Source organism: Herbaspirillum camelliae, from assembly GCF_001929405.1.
In the GTDB taxonomy this organism is placed as follows: domain Bacteria; phylum Pseudomonadota; class Gammaproteobacteria; order Burkholderiales; family Burkholderiaceae_D; genus Herbaspirillum; species Herbaspirillum seropedicae.
The window spans coordinates 852,951-876,788 of record NZ_KV880769.1 but is presented as its reverse complement, the minus strand read 5'-3'; the positions used below and the strand labels follow the sequence as shown (position 1 = coordinate 876,788).

The 23,838-nt window shown below is 64.7% G+C and carries 15 protein-coding genes; 9 read left to right on the top strand and 6 right to left on the bottom strand.

Annotated features, from left to right (window positions below; translation table 11 throughout):
* The first annotated feature begins 102 nt into the window (after positions 1-102).
* From BGK68_RS03990 to BGK68_RS03965, 6 genes are all read left to right on the top strand, one after another.
* Complete coding sequence (locus tag BGK68_RS03990) at positions 103-921, top strand: transketolase (protein ID WP_075256024.1); 819 nt, start codon at positions 103-105, stop codon at positions 919-921.
* Positions 918-1,883 (top strand): transketolase family protein, encoded by a 966-nt coding sequence (locus BGK68_RS03985; RefSeq protein WP_075256023.1) that lies wholly within the window; start codon positions 918-920, stop codon positions 1,881-1,883. Before BGK68_RS03990 ends, BGK68_RS03985 begins: the two co-directional genes overlap by 4 nt.
* A gap of 56 nt (positions 1,884-1,939) precedes the next feature.
* Positions 1,940-2,878: an NAD-dependent epimerase/dehydratase family protein gene (locus BGK68_RS03980; RefSeq protein WP_075256022.1), complete on the top strand. Its 939-nt coding sequence runs from the start codon at positions 1,940-1,942 to the stop codon at positions 2,876-2,878.
* A gap of 607 nt (positions 2,879-3,485) precedes the next feature.
* Entirely contained in the window at positions 3,486-5,144 is a 1,659-nt protein-coding gene (locus BGK68_RS03975) for a ShlB/FhaC/HecB family hemolysin secretion/activation protein (RefSeq protein ID WP_075256021.1), read from the top strand.
* Between the two features lies 1 nt (position 5,145).
* Positions 5,146-9,147, top strand: coding sequence for a beta strand repeat-containing protein (locus BGK68_RS03970; protein ID WP_075256020.1), 4,002 nt, complete (start codon positions 5,146-5,148; stop codon positions 9,145-9,147).
* A 22-nt stretch (positions 9,148-9,169) separates the two neighbouring features.
* The gene (locus BGK68_RS03965; RefSeq protein ID WP_075259667.1) at positions 9,170-9,928 is read left to right on the top strand and encodes a FecR family protein; all 759 of its coding nucleotides are present in this window, start codon (positions 9,170-9,172) and stop codon (positions 9,926-9,928) included.
* A gap of 78 nt (positions 9,929-10,006) precedes the next feature.
* On the opposite strand, the gene BGK68_RS03960 is transcribed toward BGK68_RS03965, so the two are convergent.
* Positions 10,007-10,780: a 3',5'-cyclic-nucleotide phosphodiesterase gene (locus BGK68_RS03960; protein ID WP_075256019.1), complete on the bottom strand. Its 774-nt coding sequence runs from the start codon at positions 10,778-10,780 to the stop codon at positions 10,007-10,009.
* Positions 10,781-11,173: 393 nt separating this feature from the next.
* Between BGK68_RS03960 and BGK68_RS03955 the strand changes: the two genes are divergently transcribed.
* The 3 genes from BGK68_RS03955 to BGK68_RS03945 all read left to right on the top strand — a co-directional run bounded on the left by BGK68_RS03955 (position 11,174) and on the right by BGK68_RS03945 (position 16,184).
* On the top strand, positions 11,174-12,832 hold the full coding sequence (locus tag BGK68_RS03955) for an HD family phosphohydrolase (RefSeq protein WP_075256018.1): 1,659 nt from the start codon (positions 11,174-11,176) through the stop codon (positions 12,830-12,832).
* Between the two features lie 104 nt (positions 12,833-12,936).
* Positions 12,937-14,526 carry a COG3904 family protein gene (locus BGK68_RS03950; protein WP_075256017.1) on the top strand — a complete coding sequence of 530 codons (1,590 nt, stop codon included), beginning with the start codon at positions 12,937-12,939 and terminating at the stop codon, positions 14,524-14,526.
* A 173-nt stretch (positions 14,527-14,699) separates the two neighbouring features.
* Positions 14,700-16,184 (top strand): SulP family inorganic anion transporter, encoded by a 1,485-nt coding sequence (locus BGK68_RS03945; RefSeq protein WP_198937158.1) that lies wholly within the window; start codon positions 14,700-14,702, stop codon positions 16,182-16,184.
* Between the two features lie 107 nt (positions 16,185-16,291).
* On the opposite strand, the gene BGK68_RS03940 is transcribed toward BGK68_RS03945, so the two are convergent.
* The 5 genes from BGK68_RS03940 to BGK68_RS03920 form a co-directional block, all read right to left on the bottom strand.
* Positions 16,292-16,801, bottom strand: coding sequence for a DUF1993 domain-containing protein (locus BGK68_RS03940; protein WP_075256016.1), 510 nt, complete (start codon positions 16,799-16,801; stop codon positions 16,292-16,294).
* Between the two features lie 74 nt (positions 16,802-16,875).
* Complete coding sequence (locus BGK68_RS03935) at positions 16,876-18,390, bottom strand: efflux transporter outer membrane subunit (protein ID WP_075256015.1); 1,515 nt, start codon at positions 18,388-18,390, stop codon at positions 16,876-16,878.
* 33 nt (positions 18,391-18,423) lie between these two features.
* Positions 18,424-21,639, bottom strand: a complete 3,216-nt coding sequence (locus BGK68_RS03930) for an efflux RND transporter permease subunit (RefSeq protein WP_075256014.1) — start codon at positions 21,637-21,639, stop codon at positions 18,424-18,426.
* Positions 21,640-21,740: 101 nt separating this feature from the next.
* Positions 21,741-22,943, bottom strand: coding sequence for an efflux RND transporter periplasmic adaptor subunit (locus BGK68_RS03925; protein WP_075256013.1), 1,203 nt, complete (start codon positions 22,941-22,943; stop codon positions 21,741-21,743).
* 10 nt (positions 22,944-22,953) lie between these two features.
* Positions 22,954-23,817, bottom strand: a complete 864-nt coding sequence (locus BGK68_RS03920; RefSeq protein WP_407645622.1) for an alpha/beta hydrolase fold domain-containing protein — start codon at positions 23,815-23,817, stop codon at positions 22,954-22,956.
* Between the last annotated feature and the right edge of the window lie 21 nt (positions 23,818-23,838).

Genomic DNA, 23,838 nt, shown 5'->3' with positions numbered 1-23,838 from the left:
CCGGGGTCGGCCATCCCAACTGATCGCTGAGCTGGCTGCCGTACTCCATTCACCTCTGTCTGTGCCACATCGTCACAGCATGCTTATCAAAGGAGGACGAACATGAAGAATGATTTCGTCGATTTACGCGCCAAGGCGCACTGGGTATGGCGCGAGACGCTAGCCATCCACCGCCGCGCGCCGGAGACGCGCCTGGCGTCTTCGCTGTCGTCCATCGATATTTTCGTGGCGCTGTATTACGGCGGCGTCCTGCGCTTCAACCCCGCCGATCCACGCGATGACGGCCGCGACCGTTGCGTCATCAGCAAGGGCCATGGCTCCATCTGCATGTATCCCATCCTGGCCGACCTGGGTTATTTCCCGATGGAAGAGCTGCAGCATGTCTGCGAGGCAGGCAGCTTCCTCGGCGGCATTCCGGACCCCGTCATTCCTGGTTACGAGACCGTCAATGGTTCGCTCGGCCATGGTTTGGGCGTGGCTACCGGCATGGCGCTGGGCCTCAAGCGCAAGGATAGCGACCGCAGTGTCTTCGTGGTGGCCGGCGACGGTGAGCTCCATGAAGGCGCCAATTGGGAAGCCATCATGTTTGCCTCCCAGCACCAGCTGGACAACCTGCATCTGATCGTTGATGACAACCGCATCAGCATGCTGGGCTACACCGAGGATATCGTCTCGCACGGCGAGCTGGCCGCGCGCCTGAGCGCCTTCGGCTGGGACTGCATGGAGGTCGACGGCCACGATGTGCTGGCCGTGCAGGCCGCGCTGCTGCAACAGAAGGCGCATGCCGCCGGCAAGCCCAAGGCCATCATTGCCAGAACCCTGAAAGGCCATGGTGTCCCGGGTCTGGAAAACGCGCCGCTTTCCCACATCATTAACCCCAAGCCGGAGCTGATCGACGACTTGCTGGAGAAGAATCGATGACTATCAAACCCATGGCCATGCGCGACGCCTTGCTCCAGCGCATCTGGAGCGCGATGGCCGAAGACAGGCAGATCTTTTTCACCTGCGCCGACTTCGGTTCGCCGGTGCTCGACAAGATCCGCGCGGACTTCCCGGATCGTTTCGTCAATGTCGGCATTGCCGAGCAGAACCTGATCAACGTCTCTGCCGGCCTGGCGCTGGAGGGCTACAAGGTCTTCGCCTACGCGATTGCGCCGTTCATCACCATGCGCTGCTATGAGCAGGTGCGGGTGAGCCTGGCATTGTTGTCCGAGGTTCGTCCGATGAACGTCAATCTCATCGGTGTGGGCGCTGGTTACAGCTACGTCGTTTCCGGTCCCACCCATCAGTGTTACGAAGACATCACGCTCATGCGCGCCTTGCCCAATTTCCAGGTGCTCTCTGCGGCCGATCATGTCACCGCCGCTGCGTTCTTCGATACCTGCAGCAATAGCACGGGTCCCAAGTACCTGCGTTTCGATGCGCAAGTGCTGCCGGTGATCTACGGTGACGGCGCTCCCGATCTGGCCCAAGGTTTCCACATCCACCGGCGCGGCGGCAAGATCGGTCTGGTCGCCACCGGCTACATGCTGCACACCGCGCTGCAGGCAGCCGAGGTGCTGGCCGCCGAAGGCATCGAGGTCGGTGTCATCGACCTGTTCGATCTGGCCCGCTTCTCGGCCGACGCCTTGCAGGAGGCGCTGCAGTCCTACGCCGGCATCGCCACGCTGGAAGAAGGTTTCCGCGGACGCGGCGGGATGGATTCCATGCTCTTCGAATTCATCGCCCGACGCGGTCTGCAGACCAGGATGCTCAATATCGGCGTGGACGGTGTCTATCGCTTCGAACTGGGCACCCGCACCGAGCTGCATGAAGAGGTCGGCATCGGTCCCCAGGCGGTGCTCACCAGCATCCGCGAGTTCGCCGCTTCCATCGCCCGTTGAGCCAACAGGCGTCCAGCGGTTTTTTTGACATTAACTTAACCAGATCGAGGAATACAGTGTCGAGCAAGATTCTTGTTACAGGCGGTGCGGGCTATATCGGATCCATGCTGGTCCCGGAACTGCTGAAATTGGGTCACCAAGTGACGGTGGTCGATAACTTCATGTTCCGCCAGGCCAGTCTCAATCACTGCTGCGGTTACGCCAACTTCAATGTGGTCAATGGCGATATCCGTCATGAAGACTTCATCCGTCCCTACTACGAAGCCGCCGAGATCATCATCCCGCTGGCCGCGTATGTGGGCGCGCCGCTGTGCAACAAGGACAAGACCGGCGCCCAGACCGTCAATCACGACGCCATCATGGCCATGCTGGGCATGCTGCGTGATGACCAGAAGGTGCTCATGCCCACCACCAACAGCGCCTATGGATCGGGAGACAAGGATAATTTCTGCGATGAAAATTCGCCGCTGAACCCGATCTCCAAGTACGCCATCGACAAGGTCGCCATCGAGAAAGAGCTGATGAAGCGCCAGAACTCGATCAGCTTCCGCCTGGCCACGGTGTTCGGCATGGCGCCGAAGATGCGCATCGATCTGCTGGTCAACGATTTTGTCTACCGGGCTGTGTACGATCGCTTCATCGTGCTGTTCGAGGGGCACTTCAAGCGTAACTACATCCACGTTACCGATGTGGTCAGGGCCTTCCTCCACGGCATCGACAACTTCGACACCATGCGCGGCGAGATCTTCAACGTGGGGCTGTCGGAAGCCAACGTCTCCAAGGCCGAACTGTGCGCCTGGATCAAGAAGCACATTCCGGATCTCGTCGTCATGGAAGCACCGCTGGCGACCGACCCCGACCAGCGTAATTACGTGGTCTCCAACGCCAAGCTCGAAGCCACCGGCTGGCAGCCGCAAGTGGGCCTGGATGCTGGCATCCGTGAGTTGATCAAGGGTTACGCCATGATCAAGAACACCCGCTACGGCAACGTCTGAGTTCCATCCCCTCCTGCGCGCAGCAACGCAGGCGCCACCCCGCTGGCCGGCTTTTGCCAAGGCGGCCACGGGTGGCGGTCCGGTACGGCGCATCTGCCTGATCCCCTCCCTTATGCCAACGGCTCTTCGAGAGCGCAGGCACAGTCTTCCCTGCATTTCCTATTGCGCGCCCGTCAGGCTGAGCAAATGTTCTTGCGTTTTCGGGCGCTGTGAAATTGTTTCCATTCGACCCTTGATTCATTTCCGCATGGAAATCATTTCCGCCTGACGTCGCGCAAAAGCCCGCTGCAAGCGGTTTTTCGGCGATTGTTATCGACGCGGTCAGGACGAGTCAGTATACTTTACAGGTATCAAGAAGCGATGCCGTCGGGAAAGACGGCGTCGCCGGACAGCCGGGAATCAGTCCTCCCTTAAGAAGGGCGATTCGCAGCTCATCCATTCAGCAGCAGGGGTTCCTTCGACTTGTGTAGATCGGCGGCATGCGCACGGCTTGTGTGCGTGCCGGGCGGTGAGCGTGCGCACGCGGTCTGCGCACGCGTGTCCGTGCGGAGGTGCAGGGGCAGTGCATGACATATCAGGGAGGGCCGCAGGGGCGCGGCCAGAAAAAATGAAACGATGCTTGCAGCATTACGTGATGGCAGCCGCGCTGCTGGGCACGGCCGCGGCGGCCGTGGCGCAGCCTGCGCCGGCGGCGGCCGAGGCCACTGAACGCTTCGAGATCCGCCGCTTCGTCGTGGCCGGCAATACCCTGCTCACTGAGGACCAGGTACAGGCCGCCGTCGCGCCCTTCACCGGCCAGGGCCGGGTCTACGGCGATATCCAGCAGGCGCTGGAAGCGCTGGAAAACCTCTACCGCAGCGCCGGCTATACCGCCGTGCAAGTCCATGTGCCGGAGCAGGAACTGAGCTCGGGCGAGGTGCGCATCGATGTCGTGGAAACCGTGGTGGGCAAGGTGCAGGTGAGCGACAACCGCCATTTCAGCCAAGCCAATATCCGCGCCAGCATCCCGGCCCTGAAGGAGGGCGTCTCGCCCAACCTGCGCCGCATCTCCGAGTCGGTGCAACTGGCCAACGACAATCCGGCCAAGCAAGTCAATGTCACGCTCTCGGCGGCTGAATCGGGTGACCAGATCGACGCCAAGATCGAGGTCAAGGACGATAATCCGCTGCGCGTCATGCTCAACCTCGACAATACCGGCAGCGCCGATACCGGCCGCTGGCGCACCGGGGTGGCCATCCAGCATTCCAACCTGTTCAACCGCGACCACGTCGCCACGGTGGCCTATACCACTTCGCCTGACAGCCCCTCGGGCTCCAAGGTCGATCTGTATTCGCTGGGTTACCGGTTGCCGCTGTATGCGCTGGGCGACAGCCTGGACTTCATCTACGGCAAGTCCAGCGTCAGCTCGGGCCAGACCCTGGCGCTCAATTCCACCCTCAACATCACCGGGCGCGGGGAAGTCTATGCGCTGCGCTGGAACCATTTCTTTGCCCGCAACGGCGAGTGGAGCAGCAAGCTGGTGCTGGGTGCGGATTACAAGAAGGTCGATTCATCCTGCGCCATCAATGGCGGTCTGCTGAACGGAGCGACCCTCAATACCTGCCTGCCCTATTCGACCTTGCCGCTGTCGCTGACCTACAGCGCCCAGCGCCAGGGCGTGGGCCAGGTGATCGACGCCAATATCGGCGTGGCCCGCAACATGGCCACGGGCGAGGCCCGGCGCAACGATGCACTGCAGGTCACGGATCGCTATTCGCTGTTTACCAATGGCCGCCAGTCGATGGACAACTTCATTGCCGTGCGTGGCGGCGCGTCCTGGCTCAAGGCCTTCCAGAGCGACTGGCAGATGCGCCTGGCCGGCAACCTGCAACTCTCGCCGCACGCCTTGCCGGCGGTGGAGCAATTCGGGCTGGCCGGGGCGACGGCGGTGCGTGGCTTCACCGAGCGCGCAGTCTCGGCCGACAGCGGCGTGGTGCTCAACAGCGAACTCTATACGCCTGACCTGCTGGCCAAGAGCGAGCTCAAGGGAAGCATGCGCTTGCTGGCCTTCGTGGATGCCGGACGTGGCGCCAACAATAACGTGACGTCCAGCTCCCAGGTGCAATCCACGCTGACGCTGGCTAGTATCGGCGCCGGTCTGCGCTATGCGCTGGGACGCGATTTCAACCTGCGCCTGGATGTGGCGCGGGTCCTGCTCAACGGCAATTCCATCACCGAACAACGTGGCGATCTCAACGCCCACCTGAGCGCAACCCTGGGGTTCTGACATGACAACTACCTCCGCTTCTGCCCAAGGCTCTTCCCGGCCGGCCATCGAATTGCTGCCGCCGTCGCTGACGGTGCGGGTGGGACGTCGCCGCCTGACGCTGAGCTGGCGCGCCCGCAAGCCCTTGCCGCAATTGCTGGCCGGCTTGCTGCGACGTTCTTGGACGCGCCTGCTGGCCCCGGCCCTGCGCATTTCGGTGGCCACGGCGGCGGTGTGCGGTGCGTGGCAGGCGCCCGTGCTGGCGGCCGCGCCAGCGCCCGGTACCCTGCCCACCGGCTGGAGCGTGGTCAATGGCAATGTCACCTTCACCCAGAACGGCAATATCCTCAACATCAACCAGCTCTCGCCGCAGGCCATTGCGCAGTTCCTGTCCTTCAGCATCGGTGCGGATGCGACGGTGAACGTGAACCAGCCCAGTGCGGCGGCGGCCCTGCTGGCCAAGGTCAGCGGCGGCGATATCTCGCAGATCTACGGCAAGCTCTCGGCCACCGGTACGGTGGTGCTGTACAACCCCAATGGCGTGGTCATCGGCCCCAGCGGCAGCATCGATGCCGGCCGCTTCATCGCCACCTCGCTGGCCATCAGCGACAGCGACTTCCTGGCCGGCAAGCTCAACTTCGCGCGCCAGGGCAATGCCGGTGTCGTGGACAACCAGGGCAAGATCCAGTCGGCCACCGGCGGCAGCGTCTACCTGATCGGCAGCAGCGTCTCCAACAGCGGCATCATCAAGAGCGCGCAGGGTGAAGTGATCCTGGCGGCGGGCGAAACCGTGACCCTGGCCGATACCGCCACGCCCGGCGTGACCGTCAATGTCACCGGCAGCGCGGGCAATGTCACCAACCTGGGCAGCATCACGGCCGAGGCGGGGCGCATTGGCGTGGCCGCCGGCCTGATCAACAACAGCGGCGTCATCAATGCCTCCAGCGTGGTGCGCGAGGGTGGGCGCATCTTCTTGCGCGCCAGCCAGAACCTCAACACCAGCGCCAGTTCCAGCATCCACGCGGACGGTACCCGGGGCGGCAATATCACCCTGGTGGCGCAGGACCAGGCCTTCATCGATGGCGATGTCTCGGCCACCGGAGCGCCGGGGCAGGGTGGCTTCGTGGAGACCTCGGGTCTGAAGCGGCTCGATGTGGTCAAGGCGCCTACGCTGGGCGCAGGCGGTAACTGGCTGATCGATCCCTCTGACCTGGAAGTGGTGTCGGGTGGCTCGCGCACCGTGTCCACCAGCACCGGCAATGGCAGTTATGCCATCAGCGCCAACGGCAGCAGTTCACAGATCGGCGCCGATACCATCGTCGGCCAGCTCGAAGCCGGGGTGAATGTCACGCTTGCTACCGGCGCGAATGGCAGCCAGGCCGGCAATATCACGGTCAGTTCGGCCATCGTCAAGCAGGCTGGCGGCGCTGCCTCGCTCACGCTCAATGCCGCCAACAATATCAGCATCAATGCCGACATCCGCAGCACCAGCGGAGCGCTGACCCTGACGCTGCACACCGGGGCCGGCGAGGGCGTTGACTTCAGCGCTGCGCGCCAGAGCACCGTCGGCAATGGCGCGCGCATTTCGCTCAATGGTGGCGATCTCTACGCGATGGATGGCGTCGAAGGCCGCGGCAACCTGCTCATCAGCAATGGCTCGGTGTGGCTCGACGGCACCAGCACGCTGCGCGCGGGCCGTCTGCAGCTCGATGGCGGCGGCTCGCTCGTCTATGCCAGCGGCAACAGCTCGGTCACGCTCAATGATGCGCTGATCAACAACGGCACCATCCAGGTCAACGCCAGCGGCCGCCTCTACAGCGATGGCGGGGTCTACAACAACGGCAACCTCACTCTGGCCAACGGTACCAGCCTGATGGCCAGCAGCACCTCGTTGAGCAACAACGGCACGGTGACACTGAGCAACGGCACGCTCAATTTCTCCAGCATCACCAACAACCAGAACGCGACCATCCTCGGCAGCGGCAGCCTGGTGGCGGCCGCAGGCGTGGTCAACAATGGCGTGCTGGCCCCGGGCGGTGACGGGATCATCGGCAACCTGACCATCGCCGGCAACTATACCCAGGGCGATACCGGCACCATGCTCATCGACGTGACCCCGGCCGGCACTAACGACAATGTCGTCTTCAGCGGCGGCTTTGCGCATCTGGGCGGCATGCTCAAGACGCACGTGCTGGGCAACGTCAATGATGTGGCCGAGGGCAGCAACTTCACGCCGTTCAACTTCCAGGGGGCGTCGCTGGGCGACAGCTACTTCCGCTACGTCAGTGGCGACGTCAGCAATGTCGATGGCATCAAGACCATGCTCAAGGCCAACTATACGGACGGTCCGTTGCGCCTGACCATGATGCGCAGCACCACCTTCTATGCATCAGGCAGCAACAGCTACTGGGGCGCCCGCGAGACCTGGAGCGGCGGTAGCAGTACCTACCTGCCCACCGAGATCGATACGGTGGTGATCGATTCCAACAATACCGTCACGCTCAGCGATGGCGTGGGCGACAAGATCGACCGTCTCCTGGTGAAGGGCACTGGCCAGTTCAACCAGACCGGCGGTGTGCTGACCGTGGTCAGCGGTTCGGTCATCGACGGTTCGGCTAACGTGAGCGGGGGCAGCTTTACCAGCAACGGCACCACGCTGGCGGGCAATTTCTCGGTCAATGGCGGCACCGTCACGCTCAGCGGCGTGACCGGCGGTAACGGTCGTCTGACCCTTGGTACAAGGGTGCAGGAAGAAGGAAACGATGAGGGCGGCAACCAGCTCTCGGCGATGCCCTTCGGCAACGGCAGCGTGACCATCGCCAATGCCTCGCACTCCAGCCTCAACGTCGACATCAACAGCGGCAACCTGACCCTGGGCGGTGATGTGCGCCTGGCTGCGCTCAACGTCACCCAGGGCAATGTGACCGGCAATATCGGTTCGCGCCTGGTGGTCGCGGAGTCCTTCCAGCAGACCGGCGGCAATCTGACTTTGGCCGATGCGGCGCTGTCCCAGACCAATGGCAGTCTGATCGTGGGCAACATCACGGCCAACAACCTGGTGCTGGAAGCTCAGTCGGCCAACATCTTCCAGCAGACCGGCAGCGCGCTGCACGTGAAGCAGCAGCTGATCACCTCGGCCACGGACGGCATTTCCCTCACCGAGACCGGCAACCAGATCGCAGGCTTCGCCGCCAACAACCAGGGCACGGGCAGCATCAGGCTGATCAACCGGCTCAATACTGCCGACGCCAGCGTGGTCACCATCAATGGGGTCCACACCGTCCATGGCGATATCAACATCGACAATACCGGCGGCATGCGCACGGCAGCGCTGGGCGACAGCGCCAGCTTCCTCGGGGCGTTGCCTTCCAGCACAGCGGGCGATCCACCAGCTACCGCCGCCAAGCTGGCCATGCTGGGCATGAGCAGCAATACCAACGGCCAGGTCAAGACCGACAATGGTGCGGTGACCATGGTCACGCACAGCCCCATGGCCATCGGGGCGGGCGGGGTCAGCGCCACTGGTGACATCATCCTGACCGCCAGCGCGTCGGCCGGCAGCAACGATACGCTGGTGGTCAATGGCGTGCTGGTCTCGCTGGGCGGCAACATCACGCTCGCTGCGGGCGATTCCATGACCATCAACGCCAATATCTCGACCTCGCCACCTGGCGTGGCCCTGCTCTCGGTGGACTCGGGGGCGGTGATCGGTTACGCCCAGGGGGTGCGCATCACTGATGTCAATGGCACCCGCATTCCGCTGCCCGCGAGTGCGACCAGTTCCGCTGGCAGCAATACCCAGACCAGCCAGGCAGTGCAACAGCAGCAGAACCAGCAGAGCCAGAACCTGCAGGCCACCGTCAACAGCGCGCGGCTTTCCGATCCCAATGCCCAGTCCGCCGGCAATCCCGTCCAGCAGAGCAGCGGCGGCGGCCAGACCGTAGGCGGCACCGCAGGCAGCTTCGGCGATGACAGCGGCGGCGATCCGAAGGCAGCGCGCAAAGCCCTGCCGATGTGCACCTGATAACCTGGACCTAGCCATGACCATGACATCGCATCTTCAATCCTTGCCGGCGCTTCTGCCGCGTCGGCTGGCCTGGCTGGGCCTGCTGCTGCTCTTGCTGACGGCCAGCGGCCTGGTGCAGGCCCAGGTGGTGGGCCAGGTGACCCATCTTTCCGGCGTGCTCACGGCGCGCCATGCCGACGGCACGCGCGCGGTGCTGTCGGTGAAGTCGGCCATCCTGCAGGGCGACACCCTCATCACCGAGCGCGAGACCTATACCCGCGTCAAGTTCGTCGACAACGCCGAGATCGTGCTCAGGCCCGGCACCGAAGTGGCCGTCAACAAGTACATCTACGACGAAAAGAAACCCGAGAACGACTCCGTGGCCATCGGCCTGGTCAAGGGTGGGTTGCGGGCCGTCACGGGACTGGTGGGCAAGCGCAACCATGAAGCCGTCAACTTCGATACGCCCACGGCCACCATCGGTATTCGCGGTACCCATTTCGGCGCGCTGTTCTGCCAGGCCGATTGCGGCGCGATCCCCACGCCCAGTGGCCAAGCTCCCGCCGATGGCTTGCATGTGGATGTGGCCTCGGGCGCGATCCTGGTGAGCAATGCGGGCGGCGCGCAGCTGTTCAACGCCGGGCAGTTCGGCTATGTCTCCGGGCCCCTGCAGCCGCCGGTAGTGGTGCCGGCCAACATCGGCGTGCCGGTGACGATGCCGCCGGCCATCAGCAGCAATACCAACAATGGCATGCAAAAGCTCGGTGCGGCCAGCGCGCCTGATTGCGTGGTGCATTAAAGCTGCTTCGTTGCCGATGGAAAAAGGGCGCTGCACCGTGGGGTGAGCGCCCTTTTTTCCTGGCTGGCGGAGAAGGCTTCAGAGTTCCAGGATGGTCCCCGTCGCCAGCATGCGTGGACGGTGCGCCGTGCCGCCGGCGGCGATCTCGGCGGCAATCTCCTGCACCTGGCTGGGTTTGGCATGGGTGACCAGCACGTCCGGGCGGGATTGCAGATGCTGCAGCTCTTCCAGCAGCAGGGCCGGGCAGAGATGCTTGGACAGCAGCGCCAGTTCGCGTTCGCGGTTGGCGAAGGCGGCTTCGATGATCAGATAGCGCAACTGCTCGATGCGGTTGAGCGCCTGCCACAGCGGCGGGCACACCGTGGTGTCGCCGCTGAAGGCGAGCGACGCGCCGCTGCGATCGTTCCTGACCTGGTAACCTACTGCCGGCACCGTATGCTCGGCGGGCAGCGCGGTGATGCTGCGCTGGCCCAACGCGACGGTCTGGCCGGGTTCGATGGTGGCAAAGCGCAGGAAGGGCTGTTCGGCGCTGGGAATGACGCTGAAATCAGGCCAGATGTGCCAGTTGAAGATGTGCTTGCGGATGATCTCCAGCGTGGCCGGGGTGGCGTGCATGGTGATGGGCGTCTGGCGCAGGTCGCCGACGCTGTCGATCATCAGGGGCAGGCAGGCGATGTGGTCGAGGTGGGCGTGCGTGATGAAGACATGGTCGATGGCCTGCAGCCGTTCCAGTGTCAGATCGCCCACGCCGGTACCGGCGTCGATCAGGATATCGTCATCGATGAGCAGGGACGTGGTGCGCATGCCATTGCCACCGATTCCCCCGCTGCACCCGAGAATTTCTACATGCATCGTCATTGCCGCTCTATTGTCTGTGGTCTTGGTCATGCGGTCAGGAAAAGTCCAGGGCGGACTTTCGTTGCAGCCCGGAAACCCCCGCCGGATCCGGCTTTGCGCGATATGTGGCAAAGATTGCAACAGGGGCGATGGTAAGGGATTCGGGACGCTAAATCAATCGGGATATCCCTGATCCTGGCCCGCGCGCCCATGCCGTTGCTGCATAAGCGCAGAATTGCAGGTTATTTCCCCACAAGCTCGCCGCAAGGTCGCGTCGCGGGGCCTCTTAGAATCGCCAGGATGCCATCAGAGCATCCGCAGAATCGCGTCCATCTTCCACGCCAACGCATCAGGGAGCAGCATGTTGTCAGCCGTCAATCCACTCGCCCGTGCCGGGAGCCTGGCAGCATGAGCCCGTTTTCGCACATCCCGGCAGCGGAGCGCCACCGCCACATTGCTTATCGCCTGGAACGGCTCACCGAGCTGTGCCGCGAGCTGGGCAGCAGCCGCGATATTCCCCTGTTGCTCGAACGTATCCTGCTCACGGCCAAGGACATCACCCAGGCCGATGGCGGCACCCTCTACCGCATCAATGAAGGCGGCGACAGCCTGCGCTTCTACATCTCGGTCAACGATACGCTCAAGATGCACCAGGGCGGCAGCAGCGGAAAAGCCATCTCCATTCCCGACATCGCGCTGCGCTTGCCCGATGGCCAGCCCAACCTGTCGGCGGTGGCCGCCTATGCCGCCAATACCCGCAAGTCGGTCAATATCGCCGATGTCTACCAGGTCAGCAGCGGCTTCAATTTCAATGGCATGCGGCTCTTCGACGAGAAGTATGGCTACAAGTCCCAGTCCTTCCTGACGGTGCCCATGGAGGATCATGAGGGCGAGCTGGTGGGCGTGCTGCAGCTCATCAATGCCATCGATCCGGTCACCGGTGTGCCGGTGCCCTTCTCCGAGACCGACCAGCACTTCATCGAAGCGCTGGCCTCGCAGGCGGCCATGGCTATGACCAACCAGCAACTGATCCAGCGCCTGGAGCAGTTGTTCGAAAGCCTGATCCGCCTCATCAACATCGGCATCGGCGAAAAATCGCCGCACACCGGACGCCACTGCGAGCAGGTGCCGGAACTGGCGATGATGCTGGCCGAGGCCGCGCACAACGCCACCGAAGGTCCGCTGGCCGATTTCCAGATGAGCGAGGCCGATCGCCGCGAACTGTGGCTGGCGGCGCTGCTGCATGACTGCGGCAAGATCAGCACGCCCACCCACATCGTCGAGAAGGCCACCAAGCTGGAGACCATCTTCGACCGCATCCACCTGGTCGAGACCCGCATCGAGGTGCTCAAGCGCGACGCCGAGATCCGCGTCCTGCAGGAAAAGCTGGCGCTGGGCGCGGCGCTGGATGCGCAGCGCGCCGCCGAGCTGGACGCCGGCCTGGCCGCCGAGCTGGCCCAGCTTGATCTGGAGCGCGCCTTTATGCGCAAGATCAATGTGGGCACCGAGGGTATGCGTGCGGAAGACCAGCAGCGCGTCCTGGAAATCGCCCAGCGCAGCTGGCGCGGTCCGGACGGCCAGCTGCGCCCGCTGCTGGACGAGGAGGAATCGGCCAACCTGCGCATCCGCGCCGGCACCCTCAATGACGCCGAGCGGCAGATCATCAACAACCACATCGTCATCACCATCAAGATGCTGGAGTCGTTGCCGTGGCCCAAGCAGCTGGCGCGCGTGACCGAATTCGCCGGCGGCCATCATGAGCGCATGGATGGCAAGGGCTATCCCAAGGGACTCACGCGGGACCAGATGTCGGTGCAGGCGCGCATCATGGCCGTGGCCGATATCTTCGAGGCGGTGACCGCGGCCGATCGCCCCTACAAGCGCGGCAATACGCTCAACGAGGCCGTCGAGATCCTAGCCGGCTTCAAGGCGCGCGACCATATCGATCCGGACCTCTTCGACCTGTTCGTGCGCGAACGCATCTACGAGAAGTACGCCGAGAAATTCATGCATCCCAGCCAGATCGACGCGGTCGACCTGTCACGCATTCCCGGCTTCGGGGCCTGACCGGAGGCAGCGGCTGGGGTATGCTTGAGCCTGTCCAAGCAAATGAGCGCGTCACAACGGTGCGGGTTGGGCCCCTACCGTAGCGCATCGAGGAAAAGCATCACGTGTCTGAGGTTGTAACCCGTCCTTCCCATTCCGCGCCCCGGGCTGCCGTTTCCCCGCGCCCCGGTTTCCTGCGTCGCCACTGGCGCGGCGACTATTCGCTGGCGCGTTCCTACTGGCTGCATACGGTCTTGCTGACCTCGCTCACGCCGGCCCTGGCGATCCCCTTGCTGGCGCGCCTGACCAATGACATGCCGGCCCGCTATGGCATGGGCGGGGTGCTCTTCATCGCTGCCTTCAGCTACCTGGCCTGGACCTGGGGCGTGTGCGGCTGCTGGCGCTCGGCCAGTCGCCATGTGGCGCGGGGCGGTCGGCGCTGGGCCGAGCTGGCGGTCAAGTTCCTGATCCTGTGCGGCGTCATCAGCATGGCCACCAGCACCTGGCGCGCCGCCCATTCGCTGCGCGAGCAGTTCGAGATCGCCCTGGGCAAGCAGTTGGGGCCGCCGGTGGTCTACCAGCTGCGCGTGGATGGCAAGTCGGTGCTGCTGCAGGGCGGGATGAACGATGGCGCCGCCGAAGGCCTGGCGCGCATCCTCGATCAGCATCCTTCGGTGGGGACCGTGGTGCTGTATTCGGCCGGCGGCTGGGTGCGCGAGGGCAAGCTGGTCGGCGAGGTGATCCGCCAGCGCGGCCTGGCGACCTACGTGGAGCAGGAGTGCTCTTCCTCCTGCACCCTGGCCTTCCTGGCCGGACGCGACCGCGCCATGGACCCACGCGCGCACATCGGTTTCCACACCCTCTACACCGTGGGCGGCGACGACCGCATCAACAAGAGCTTCGACCGCAAGCTGACCTTCGATACCTACGGCAAGCTGGGCCTGCCGCACGAATTCATTGAGCGCATCGCCGACACGCCTGCCAGCAGCAGCTGGTATCCGGAACTGGGCCAGTTGCTGCAGGCGGGCGTGCTGACCCGGCTGGCCCCGGGTGGTGAAACGGCGCAACTGGCCACCATCGCCACCTCGCGCGACATCCTCGAAGCCGAATTCAAGAAGGGTGCGCTGTTCGACATCATGGCGCGCTATCACCCCAAGGAATTCGCCCATACCATCGACTTGGCCTGGGCGCAGGTGCAGGCCCATGCGTCGGATGCGCAGATCCTGGCGGTGGGGCGCGAGCAGATCGGCATCCTCAGCCGCCGTCTGCTACCCATTGCCTCCGATGCCTCGCTGGCCGAGTTCCAGCAATTGCTGCTGGACCAGGCCGTGGCCCTGCGCGGCATCAGCGCGGCGGCCTGCACCGAGCTGATCTATCCGCGTTCGCGCGAGGACGCCACCGCCGGGCGCGAAGCGCCGCAGGCGGTGCTGCCGCCGGAATTCGCCAACCGCGAACAGCGCATGACCCAGCATCTGCTGCGCGATGCCGATCCGGCCAATGCCGGTCGCTATACGCTGGCCGAGCGCACTCGCGTGATCCGCCAGGCGCTCGCCCCGCTCACCCAGGACCAGCTCAAGCTGCTGTCTTCACCATTGCGCCGCCAGGCCGATCCTGAGGCCACCTGCGACGCCTCCATCGCCTACCTGCGCGCGGTCAACCAGCTGCCGCCGCCGGAGCGCCGGGTGGCGCTGCGTGTGCTGTATTCGCGCAACTGAGGCGGGCGAACCGGCCTTCATTGCCGGGGGTGTTTGCTGCAATGCGGTAAAATGCGGGCTTCACTGCATGCCGACGCCGGTTCCTTGCACCGCTGTCCCTCTGGCATGTTCCCCCTGAAGCACCGCCTTTTCCATCGCCTCCCTGCGCCAGCGTGCAGGCCGAGCTGCTGCCCATGACGACCATCACGACACCGACTTCGCGCCTGCGCGACCTGCGCCAGAATGTACTGGCCGGCCTTACCACCTCCTTCGCGCTGGTGCCGGAATGCATCGCCTTCGCCCTGGTGGCGCAGTTGAATCCGCTCATGGGTTTGTATGGCGCCTTCTTCATCTGCACCATCACGGCGCTCTTTGGCGGACGGCCCGGCATGATCTCGGGTGCGGCGGGATCGATGGCGGTGGTGATCGTGGCGCTGGTGGTGCAGCATGGCGCGCAGTATTTCCTGGCCACCGTGGTGCTGTCGGGGCTGATCATGCTGGCCTTCGGGGTGTTGCGGCTGGGCAAGCTGGTGCGCATGGTGCCGCATCCGGTGATGCTGGGCTTCGTCAATGGCCTGGCCATCGTGATCGCCTTGTCGCAGCTGGAACATTTCCGCATCGCGACGGCGGCCGGCACGCAGTGGCTGCAAGGATCAGCGCTGTGGGTGATGATCGCGCTCACGCTGGCCACCATGCTCATCGTCTGGCTGCTGCCGCGCGTGACCAAGGCGGTGCCCCCGGCCCTGGCGGCCATCCTCGGCGTCGGTCTGGTGACGTACGCCAGCGGCCTGCACACCCGCACGCTGGCCGACATGGCGCAGATCGCCGGCGGCCTGCCGCCGCTGCACCTGCCCAGCGTGCCGATGACGCTGGACACCTTGCGCATCATCGGTCCCTACGCCGTCCTCATGGCCATCGTCGGCTTGCTGGAAACGCTGCTGACCTTCAATCTGACCGACGAGATCACTGCCACGCGTGGCCAGCCCAACCGGGAATGCCTGTCGCTGGGCGCCGCCAATATCGTCTCGGGCCTGTTCGGTGGCATGGGCGGTTGCGCCATGATCGGCCAGACCATGATCAACCTCGGCTCGGGCGGTCGTTCGCGGCTGTCCGGTGTGGCGGCGGGCGTCATGATCCTGTTGTTCATCCTCTTCCTGTCGCCGGCCATCGAGCGCATCCCGCTGGCGGCGCTGGCCGGCGTCATGTTCGTGGTGGCGCAGGAGACCTTCGCCTGGGGTTCGCTGCGCGTGCTGGGCAAGGTGCCTCGCAGCGATGCGCTGGTCATCATTGCGGTGACGGTCATCACGGTGCTGACCGATCTGGCGGTAGCGGTGCTGTGCGGCATCGTGATCGCCGCGCTCAACTTCGCCTGGCAGCATGCGCGCGAGGTGCGTTCGGACGTGCGCGATGAGGACGATGGCAGCCGCACCTATGTGCCGCATGGCACGCTCTTCTTTGCCTCCACCACGCATTTCCTCGCATTGTTCGATACCGGAAATGATCCACAACAGGTCACCCTGGATTGCCGGCATCTGCGCCTGGCCGATCACTCCGCCATTGCCGCCGTGCAGACCCTGGCCGAGCGCTATACGCGGATGGGCAAGCAATTACGCGTGGTGGCCTTGTCGCAACGGTGCCGCCAGTTGTTGCAGCGGGCTGGGTTGCCACAGGTCGCCTGAAGAAAAAAGGCCCGCCCTCGGGGGAGCGAGGCGGGCCAAAGTACCACGGGAAACGAGTTGTCACGGACGGCCCGCATCGCAGGATGCGGGCCGTTTTCGCAGGCGTCCTACAAGGCCAAGGCCAGGAAGTCCATCTTGCCCAGCTTGACGCCCTTGTGGCGCAGGATGCCGTAGGCGGTGGTGAGGTGGAAGAAGAAGTTGGGCAGGCCGAAGGTGGTCAGGTAGTGCTGGGCCGTCATGCTGCGTTCTTCGCCGCGCAGCTTCATGGTCACGGCGCGTTCTTCCTGGCCGTCGATGGCGTCGGCCGGGATCGATTCCAGGAAGACGATGGTCTTGTTGATGCGCGCCTGCAAGTCGTCGAAGCTGGCTTCGTCGTCGGCGAAGGCTGGTGCGGCCACGCCGGAGAGGCGGCTGGCGGTGGCCTTGGCGGTATCGCTGGCGCGCTGGACCTGGCCGCTCAGGGCGTACATGTCTTCGTACAGGCGCGCTGCGAGCAGTTCGTTGGGATCGAGCTGGTGTTGCGCGGCGTGCTGCTCGGCCTTTTCCAGCAGGGTGGACAGGGTATCGAGGCCGTGGATCAGCATCGGGATGCTGACCTGGTACAGGGAGAGGGACATGGTGTTCTCTATATTGCGTCGGTGGATGGAAAGAAGGGCGCGGCGTTCCTGCTGCGCTCGGCAGCAGGAACATCTTACCTGGCCGAGGACAGTTGCTCGGCCGGGACTCCCCAGCCGCCACCCAGCGCGCGGATCAGGTTGACGGTGGAGCGGGCGCGTTCGCCATCGAGGGTGACCGAGGCGCGCTGCTGTTGCAGCACGGTGCGGTCGGCGTCGATGACGCTGAAGTAGCTGACCGCCCCTTCGCGATACTGCGTGTGCGAGAGCGTGGCCGCGCGTGCCGAGGCGGCCACGGCTTCATCCTGGGCGCGGTTCTGCTGATCCAAGATACGCAGGTTGGCCAGATTGTCTTCCACTTCGCGGAAGGCGTTCAAGACCGTGCCGCGATAGCTGGCCACCTGTTCTTCATAGCTGGCGCGCGCGCGATCCACGCCAGCCTGGCGACGGCCGCCATCGAAGATCGGCATCGACAAGGCCGTGCCCACCAGCGGACCCAGCAGGAAGGTGCGGCTGGACCAGTTGAACAGGTCGCCCAGCTGCGCCGATTCATAGCCCAACCCGCCGGTCAGGTTCAGGCTGGGGAAGAAGGCCGACTTGGCTACGCCCACGCGGGCATTGGCCGCGGCCATGGCGCGCTCGGCCGCGGCGATGTCGGGACGGCGTTCCAGCAGCGCCGAGGGCAGGCCGGCCGGCACCGAGACGGCCAGGCGCGTCAGCGGCTGCGGCGGCAGCGAGAACTCGGCCGGGGTGCGGCCCAGCAGGATGGCCAGCGCATGCTCGGCGGTGGCGCGCTGGCGGGCGATGCCCAGCGCTTCCGATTGCGCCGAGGCCAGTTCGGCGCGGGCGCGGGCCACATCAACCTCGCTGATATCGCCTTCATCGAAGCGGCGCTGCACCAGACGCAGCGATTCCTGGCGCAGGTCTACGGTGCCGCGATAGAGGGCCGCCGCCGCGTCCAGTTCGCGCACCAGGAAATACTGTTGCGCTACGTCCGCCTGCAAGGCCAGCAGCACCGAATGGAACAGCGCTTCGCTGCGCTGGGCGTCGGCGGTGGCAGCGTCGACTGTGGAGGCGACCCGGCCAAACAGGTCGACTTCATAGGAGACATTGGCCTGGGCGCGGTAGAGCGTGTTGGGCCGGGTGTCGGCATCGGCCGGCAGGCCTTGCGAGGCGGGCGAAGGACGCTGGCGGGTCGCGCCGATGCCGGCATCGACCTGCGGGAAGTAGCCCGAGCGCGCATCGCGGGTCAAGGCACGCGCCTGGCCCAGGCGGGCGGCGGCGGCCTTGAGGTCCTGGTTGGCTTGCTGGGCGCTGTCTTCGAGGGCGTTCAGCTTCTCGTCACCGAAGATCTTCCACCACTCGCCGCGGGTGATGTCTTCGGCGGGTTGCGCGGTCTTCCACTGGCTGCCGTTCTCGCCGGTCTGCGTGGCGGGGGCGGCTTCCTTGAAGGCGGCCGGGGTGTCCACCGAAGGACGTTCATAGGTCGGGGCCACCGAGCAACCGGCCAGCACCAGCAGCGCAGCCAGCAGGGCCGAGCCGATGCGCACGGGGCGCAACAGGCGGCTCATCGAGAGAGATTGGGTCATCATTTTTCTTGCTCCATTCATGGGCTGATCCGCAGATCAGCGATCATCCTGTGCGCCCGGTGCAGCATGGGCGATGTGGGTGCCGGCGGTCATCGGGGCTTCGTGATGCGAGGCCGAGTGCAGTGCGCGGCGGTCGATGGTACGCAGCAGGACGTAGAACACGGGCGTGAGGAACAGGCCGAACAGGGTCACGCCCAGCATGCCGAAGAACACCGCAATGCCCATCGCATGGCGCATTTCCGAACCGGCGCCGGAGGAGGTCACCAGCGGCACCACACCCATGATGAAAGCGATGGAGGTCATCAGGATCGGGCGCAGACGCAGGCGGCTGGCTTCGATGGCGGCCTGCACGGCGGTACGGCCCTGCATCTCCAGTTCGCGGGCGAATTCCACGATCAGGATGGCGTTCTTGGCTGAGAGTCCCACCAGCACCATCAGGCCGATCTGGGTGAAGATGTTGTTGTCGCCACGGGTGAGCCACACACCGGTCAAGGCGGCCAGGATGCTCATCGGCACGATCAGGATCACGGCCAGCGGTAGGGTCAGGCTTTCATAGAGGGCCGCCAGCACCAGGAACACCAGCAACACGCTGATCGGGAACACCCACACACCGGCATTGCCTGCCAGGATCTTCTGGTAGGTCAGGTCGGTCCATTCGAACTTGATGCCGCGCGGCAGGGTCGCTGCAGCCACACGTTCGGCAGCGGCCTGCGCCTGGTCCGAGGAATAGCCCGGGGCCGGACCACCGTTGATGTCGGCAGCGGTATAGCCGTTGTAGCGCACCACCATTTCCGGACCAAAGGTCTGCTTGACCTTCACCACCGAGGACAGCGGCACCATTTCGCCGGCATCGTTGCGGGTCTTCAGTTGCGCGATGTCCTCGGCCTTGGCGCGGAAGGGCGCGTCAGCCTGTGCCCGCACCTGATAGACGCGGCCGAAGCGGTTGAAGTCGTTCACGTACAGCGAACCCAGGTAGATCTGCATGGTGTTGAAGACGTCGGTGACCGGAATGCCCAACTGCTTGGCCTTGACGCGATCCAGTTCCACGTCCAGCTGCGGCACGTTGATCTGGTAGCTGGAGAACATCGGGCCCAGCGCCGGTTCCTTGGCGGCGGCCTTCATGAAGGCTTGCGCAGCCTTGTCCAGTTCGGCGTAGCCCAGTGCATCGCGGTCTTCGATCTGCATCTTGAAGCCACCCAGCGTACCCAGGCCCATCACCGGCGGCGGCGGGAAGACGGCGGTGAAGGCTTCCTTGATGCTGCCGAATTTCTTGTTCAGCGAAGCGGCAATCGCATTGCCCGACAGGTCCTTGCTCTTGCGTTCATCGAAGGGCTTCAGGCCCACGAAGACGATACCGGCCGAGGAGCTGTTGGTGAAGCCATTGATGGACAGGCCAGGGAAGGCGATGGCGCTGGCCACACCGGGTTCCTTCAACATGATGTCGCTCATCTTGCGCATCACTTCTTCACTGCGGTCGATCGAAGCGCCATTGGGCAATTGCGCGAAGGCCACCAGGTATTGCTTGTCCTGGCCCGGCACGAAGCCGCCGGGGACGATGTACGACACGCCCAGGGTGGCCGCCAGCAGCAGCACGTACACGCCCATGGTGGCGCCCTTGCGCTTGATCACACCGGTCACGCCATGGCCATAGTTGTCCGAGGCGCGGTTGAAGAAGCGGTTGAAGCGGATGAAGAAGCCACCGAGGAAACGGTCCATCTGGCGCGTCAGCCAGTCCGGCTTGTCGCCATGGCCCTTGAGCAGCAGGGCGGCCAGGGCCGGGGAGAGCGTGAGCGAGTTGAAGGCCGAGATGACGGTGGAGATCGCAATGGTCATCGCGAACTGCTTGTAGAACTGGCCGGTCAGGCCGGTCATGAAGGCCAGCGGTACGAACACCGCCACCAGCGTCAGGGCAATGGCGATGATGGGGCCGGAGACTTCCTGCATGGCGCGATAGGTGGCGTCACGTGGCGAGAGTCCTGCGCCGATGTTGCGCTCGACGTTTTCCACCACCACGATGGCGTCATCGACCACGATACCGATGGCCAGCACCATCCCGAACAGCGACAGCGCATTGATGGTGTAGCCAAAGCCCAGCATCAGCGAGAAGGTACCGATGATGGAGACCGGCACGGCCAACAGCGGAATGATGGAGGCGCGCCAGGTCTGCAGGAAGATGATCACCACGATCACGACCAATGCAATGGCTTCCAGCAGGGTATGCACCACCGCTTCGATGGAGGCGCGCACGAACTGGGTCGGGTCATAGACGATGCTGTAGCTGACCGAACTGGGGAAGTCGGCCGACAATTCCTTCATCGCCGCGCGCACCTGGGTCGAGACCTCCAGCGCATTGGCGCCCGGCGCCTGGAAGATGGGGATGGCCACGGCCGGCTTGTTGTCCAGCAACGAGCGCAGGCCGTATTCGGAGGCGGCCAGTTCCACCCGGGCCACATCGCCCAGGCGGGTAGTGGCGCCGTCCGGCGAGGCTTTCAGGATGATGTCGCGGAATTCGCCTTCGGTCTTCAGGCGACCCTGGGCGTTGACCGACAGTTGCAGCGGTGTTTCCGGCGAGCTGGGCGAGGCGCCGATCACACCGGCGGCCACTTGCACGTTCTGCTCGCGGATGGCGCGCACCACGTCGGTGGCGGTCAGGCCGCGCTGGGCCACCTTGTTGGGATCGAGCCAGACGCGCATGGCGTAGTTGCCCGAGCCGAACAGGCCCACTTCACCCACGCCCTGGATACGCGCCAGGCGGTCCTTGACGTTCAGGACTGCGTAGTTGCGCAGGTAGGTGGTGTCGTAGCGGTTGTCGGGCGAAGTCAGGTGCACCACCATGGTCAGCGTGGGCGAGGACTTGAGCGTGGTCACACCCAGTCGCTGCACATCTTCCGGCAGGCGCGGCAGGGCTTGCGAGACGCGGTTCTGCACCAGCTGCTGGGCCTTGTCGGGATCGACGCCCAGGCGGAAGTTGACGGTGATGGTGAGGTTGCCGTCGCTGTTGGCCTGCGACTGCATGTAGAGCATGTTTTCCACGCCGTTGATCTGCTCTTCCAGCGGCGAAGCCACGGTTTCAGCGATCACCTTGGGGTTGGCGCCGGGATACTGCGCGCGCACCACCACCGAGGGCGGCACCACTTCCGGATATTCGGAAATGGGCAACTGCAGCATGGCCAGCACGCCGCCCAGCAGGAGCAGTACCGATAGCACGCCCGCGAAGATCGGGCGGTCGATAAAGAATTTGGAGATATTCATGTAGGTTCCTTGTCAGTCGTCAGGATGCAAATGCCCTTGCAGGGGCCTTGCAGTCCCTGCGACTTGTTCTTCCTTGAATGCGAGAGCGCTCTGGTGTCGGATCAGGCCTTGCCGGCGGCAGGCGCGGCAGCAGCGGTCTGCACCTGCATCGGCACCACGGTCGGGGTGATGGCGTCACCCGGGCGGATGCGTTGCAGGCCATTGACCACGATGCGTTCACCCGGCTGCAGACCCTTTTCGATCACCACCAGGCCGTCGTGGCCAGCGCCCACCACCACCTGGCGATAGTTGGCGTGGTTGTCCTTGTCGGCCACCATGACGAAGCGCTTGTCCTGGTCGGTGCCGATGGCCTTCTCGTCGATCAGCACGGCCTGGTGCGGTTCGCCGCCACCCAGTCGCACCCGGGCATACAGTCCCGGGACCAGCTGGCTGTCGGCATTGTCGAAGATGGCGCGCACGCGGATGGTGCCGGAGGCGATGTCCAGACGGTTGTCCACCGAGCCGACACGGCCCTTGCGGGAATAGCCGTCTTCATTGGCCAGACCAAGTTCCACGGGTACGGTGGCGCCGGCGGCGCGGGCCGGGTTCACGTATTTCAGGAAGCTTTGTTCATCCACGTCGAAGGAGGCATAGACCTTGGCCACCGATACCAGCGTGGTCAGCGGCGCATTGGCTGCACCCGGGTTGACCACATTGCCCACGGTCACTTCGGCGCGCGAGATGCGGCCCGAGACGGGAGCAGTGATGCGGGTGTATTCCAGGTTCAGGCGGGCGGCGCGCAGGGCCGCGCGGGCGGCGGCAACATTGGCCGACGCTTCGCGCGAGGCGTTCTGCTTCTCTTCGAAATCGCGCTTGGCAATGGCGTTGTCGCCCAACAGGCGCTGGCCACGGGCCAGGTCGGAGGCGGTATAGCCGGCGCGCGCTTCGGCGCCGGCCAGTTGCGCTTCGGCGCGCGCCACTTCGGCCTCATACGGACGCGGATCGATGGTGAAGAGCACGTCGCCCTTCTTGACCAGGGCGCCATCCTTGAAGTGGACGGCGGTCAGGGTGCCGCCGACCAGCGGGCGGACCTCGACGCGATCGACCGCTTCGATGCGGCCCGAATAGGATTGCCAGTCGATGATCTGGCGCTGGACCACCTCGGCCACATCGACCGGAGCGCCGGCCGCCGCCGCGCTGGGCGCGGTGGTGGCGTTGGCCGACAGGCCCACGACCGAGATCGCGCCACCGACCGACAGGGCGATGACGGCCAGGACCGTAGCAGTAAGAGCGAAGCGCTTGCGCAGGGGAGCAGGAGTTTGCATTTTCTTATCCTCAGAATGGTGTGGAGGGTTGGAGCTTGTTGGGCAGGAATTCAGGGTGCAGTGCATTGCCTTGCAACTTGGCGAAGCGACATCGCAGGAAATTGACGATCTCGGTCAGCAGCGGCAGGTGGGTGCGCAGCGCCGCATGGGTGATGCCGACAAAGCGCGAGACCTGCGTGGGTACGCCCGCGCGGATCAGGCTGGAGGCGTATTTCTCGGCCTCGGGGCAGAGTACGTCGCGCTCGGCGGTGGCGATGAAGGCCGGCGGCAAGCCCGCCAGGCGACTCACTTCCAGCGGCGCGGCATAGGGATGCAGGCGCTGCATGGTCTGCGGCAGGTACTGGCGATAGCTGGCCGCGCAGGTCTCGGCGGTGAGGTCCGATTGCAGGCGGGCGGCGTCACCCAAGAGGCGCATGCTCGGGTCCAGCATGGGGCTGATCAGCACCTGCGCGGCCAGCGGCTTGCCGCAGCGGTCGCGGGTCATCAGCGTCAGGCTGGCGGCCAGGCAGCCGCCGGCGTCGTCCCCGGCCACCACCATGCGGTCCAGGTCCACCTTCAGTTCAGCGGCGTTCTTGCACGCCCAGGTGGCGGCGGCGAAGGCGTCTTCGGGCGCAGCCGGGAAGGGTTTGGCCGGGGCCAGCGCATAGCCCACCGACAGCACGGCCAACTGGCCATGCTCGGCGATGAAGCGCGCCGGGGTGTCGGCGTCCTCCAGCGAACCGCTGACGAAGCCGCCGCCGTGGAAGTACATCACCAGCGGGCGCTTCTGGCCGCGCGCCAAGGGTGTGACCGGCAGGTAGAGGCGCACGGGAATGCGCCCCAGCGGGCCGGGAACGAAGAAATCGCGGATATCGAGTGAAGACGAGCCTTGCATGATGTGCGCCTGGGCATGAGC